Genomic DNA, 3,442 nt, shown 5'->3' on the forward strand with positions numbered 1-3,442 from the left:
TCATCAAATACCTAGACGAAGGACTTAGCGTAAGGTAGGGAAGGAGGGCAGGCGGTTATTTACAATAGTGGGCAAGCCTCTGCTCGAATACACTGCTTGCTTAAGTAGTTACCTATCCTGTCTGTTCTAGCACAGCCTCGCTTTAAATTTAACACAAGCAAGGGTGCAAGCACGCTACCTGATAAATTTTTAATGTAGTGCCGAAGCAGGGTGGATAGCTACTGCCTCTATCTTGAGCTGCCGTTCATTCTAGCAGGCGAGCCTCCAGCCAAATGTAGTTCAACAGAGCTGCCCTTGTCCGAGCGATTAGCTATCTCACCTGGTTGGGCACACCGTTTGAACAGCTACTTTTCATCTGAGATGTTTTTTATCCTAGCGGACGACAGCAATCCAAGCAAGCAAAAAACGATATTTCTGCGAGGGGTGGAATTACCACCGCTGGTAGCTTTTGCAAGCAACCGGCGGCGTTTTGCGAGCGTCGTTAAGCAGAACGTCACGAGTGTATTGAAAGTACGCAGCGCGTGAGGGTGGAGGATCAATTCCCCCAGCCGCTCGCAAACATCTGCATGATATCTGGATTATTTTTCATATCCTCCATCGAGATATTGCTCATACCGTTATTCGAAGCGTAAGCGTTTAGATCTTCGACGATCTTATTTATCTTGCTAGCAGTGATATACTCTCCGCTAGCAAGCGCGATCTGCTCTATGGCCCCGTCGCCGAATTGATCATTTATACGGACGGTGTCGTTTTCGCCGTATTTTAATACCAGATCGTTGGCAATCTTTTGGAAGGTAATGTTTTCTTTACCAATTCCCTCTTTAAATTTAATCGTATCGCCGCCACCGTGACGATCGTAGATTGTATCGCTTCCATCGCCTCTACCAAATATATAGGTATCGTCGTAATCTCCACCTTCCAATCTATCGTTACCGGCTCCGCCTTCTAAAGTATCGTTACCGTCGCTACCGTAAAGTTTATCATCTCCGTCGCCGCCATAAAGAGTGTCGTTACCATCACCGCCGCCGAGAATGTCATCGCCTTCGCCGCCGTAGATGGTGTCATTACCGCTCTGACCGTGGAGAGTGTCGTTGCCGGTATCGCCGTAAAGGATATCGTCTCCATTATTAGCGAATATTGTATCATCTCCGGCTCCGCCATTAATTTCATCGTTACCGTTCGCTCCCCTAATGATATCGTTAGCGTCGGTTCCTTTAAACATAGTTTGTTTTTCTAATTCTCTAAAAGATAATTTAGTTCCGTCTGCGAATTCGAAATTCTCTATCATGCCACCATCATAAACGGATCCATCCCAATAAGCATTATTTATCGTTATCTTATCTTCGGTTCCTTTAATGGAAATTTCAAGACTGTTAACATCTTTATCGGCTCTTTTTACGATTAGATCGCTTAAAGAAATTCCCTCTTTAAATTTAATCGTATCGCCGCCACCGTGACGATCGTAGATTGTATCGCTTCCATCGCCTCTACCAAATATATAGGTATCGTCGTAATCTCCACCTTCCAATCTATCGTTACCGGCTCCGCCTTCTAAAGTATCGTTACCGTCGCTACCGTAAAGTTTATCATCTCCGTCGCCGCCATAAAGAGTGTCGTTACCATCACCGCCGCCGAGAATGTCATCGCCTTCGCCGCCGTAGATGGTGTCATTACCGCTCTGACCGTGGAGAGTGTCGTTGCCGGCAGAACCTACCATAATATCATTTGCATTGGTGCCGCTGGAATTAGAAGTTATCGTTGCTATGTCTAGCTTATTTTGTGTCTCTTGCCCTATGGCGGCTATGTATTCACCCAACACCCCGCGTTTATTCGCTCCGTATGCGAACTCGGCAAGTAGGCTAAGACCTGCGGCGAAGTCCTTTTTGCTCTGAAATAAAGTAGTAAACTCCGCCAAATCCACGAAAGCCTTCTTAGGATCGCTTAAGTTAATCTCTTTAAATTTATCGATTACTTTGGTGAAATTTAGTCTGAAATCATACTTCGGCTTAGCAGATGCGTTTGCACCGCCGTTTGCGGTATCGGATTTTGAATTATCGCCCGCCGAGGCACCACCGTTTGCAGCCGTATCGTTAGGCACGGAGATCATATCCAGACTTATCAGATCGGCATAGCCTTTTAGTCTCGTTTGAGCTAGTAGCGACGCATAGGAGTAGTTTAAAATTTTATCATAGGTCTCGTTTGTGTTTTTGATGATAGCCTTTATATCGTCGTTGCTTATATAATAGAGCTCCGCAGTCTTTGAGCCGGTGAAAGCATCGATTACTTTGATCTTATATTTTATGCTCTCAAACTCCTTTAGTAAGCTCTCATCTATAGAATTTGAGCTATTCAGTAGAGCCTGATATTGAGACGGAGTGAGGCTTAGTCTTCTGGCGTTTGGATTACCGGAGTTTATCACGTTACCGTCCGCATCTACATTGATGTTTGATCCTGCGCCTAGACTTACATTGCTTGGAAGCTTCACCCCTTTTAGGCCTACTTCATAGTCTGCCCCGTTAGAATTTCCGCCCGTGCTTCTTACAGCAGTCTCGCTCCAGGCTTTTATAAGAGCAGGCAGAGCCTTGAGCTGCTCCTCTTTGGTACCTAAGCGAGAGTAGCTATCTAGCGCGCTAGCTAACTCTTTATTTAATGCAGCGGCGGATCTTAGATCTCTTAGTAATCCAAAGCCCTTGATATTTGCTCTAGCCATATCTTCGGAGCTTAACGGCGCCCCGTCTTTAAATTTAGAGTTTATCGTATCTACGTTGAAATTCAGATCGCCCATACTATGAGCGGTGCCGTCTTTTTTAATGTAGCTTCCCTTTAGACTTAGGGTGTTTCCGCCTCCTAGATCTTCGTTTACCTCATTGTGATTTAGGCTTAGGCTAGCGATGCCTAGCTCATCTAAGCTCTTTAGCTCGCCTTCGTCTGAGATCCCGTTAGAGTTCGCATCCTGCCAAATTTTAAGATCTTTAAATTTATCGTCTTTATTATCTATAAGCCCGTCGTTATTACTATCAAATTCTTTTAAAGCTTCGTAACCGTCCTTGGCTAGTCTTTGATTGCCATCTTTATCTTTTATCTGCGTGAAATTTCCAAATAGCTCGCCGCCGTCGTCTATCTTGCCGTTGCCGTTACGATCGTAAGCTAAAATTCCATCCTCTTTGCTTATCCAAGATGATCTGTGAGATACCCCATCTCCGTTGTGATCGAAGTAAGCTCCGCCGTTAGATGCAGGGCTGATGCCGATCTTGCCGTCTCCGTTAAGATCAAGGGCGAGAGGGTCGTAGATGGAGAAGTTAAAGATAGAGGCAATTAATTGACCGTAGAAATTTTTAGCGTCTTGGAGGAACTTGCGCGGATCGTCCAGGTAGGGGGACCAAAAGTCTTTGAACCTTTCAATATCTTCAGAGTCCCTACCTTTCCAATTAGGATCAAAAGG

2 protein-coding genes are annotated in these 3,442 nt (G+C 45.1%); one reads left to right on the forward strand and one right to left on the reverse strand.

Annotation, left to right across the window (positions count from 1 at the left end; genetic code table 11):
* The first annotated feature begins 336 nt into the window (after positions 1-336).
* Positions 337-525: a hypothetical protein gene (locus Q0144_RS05935; RefSeq protein WP_298062541.1), complete on the forward strand. Its 189-nt coding sequence runs from the start codon at positions 337-339 to the stop codon at positions 523-525.
* Between the two features lie 10 nt (positions 526-535).
* On the opposite strand, the gene Q0144_RS05940 is transcribed toward Q0144_RS05935, so the two are convergent.
* Positions 536-3,442, reverse strand: a 2,907-nt coding sequence (locus Q0144_RS05940) for a calcium-binding protein (protein ID WP_298062543.1), incomplete at its 5' end; no start/stop codon positions are given.

Source organism: uncultured Campylobacter sp. (genome assembly GCF_938045345.1).
Lineage (GTDB): Bacteria > Campylobacterota > Campylobacteria > Campylobacterales > Campylobacteraceae > Campylobacter_B.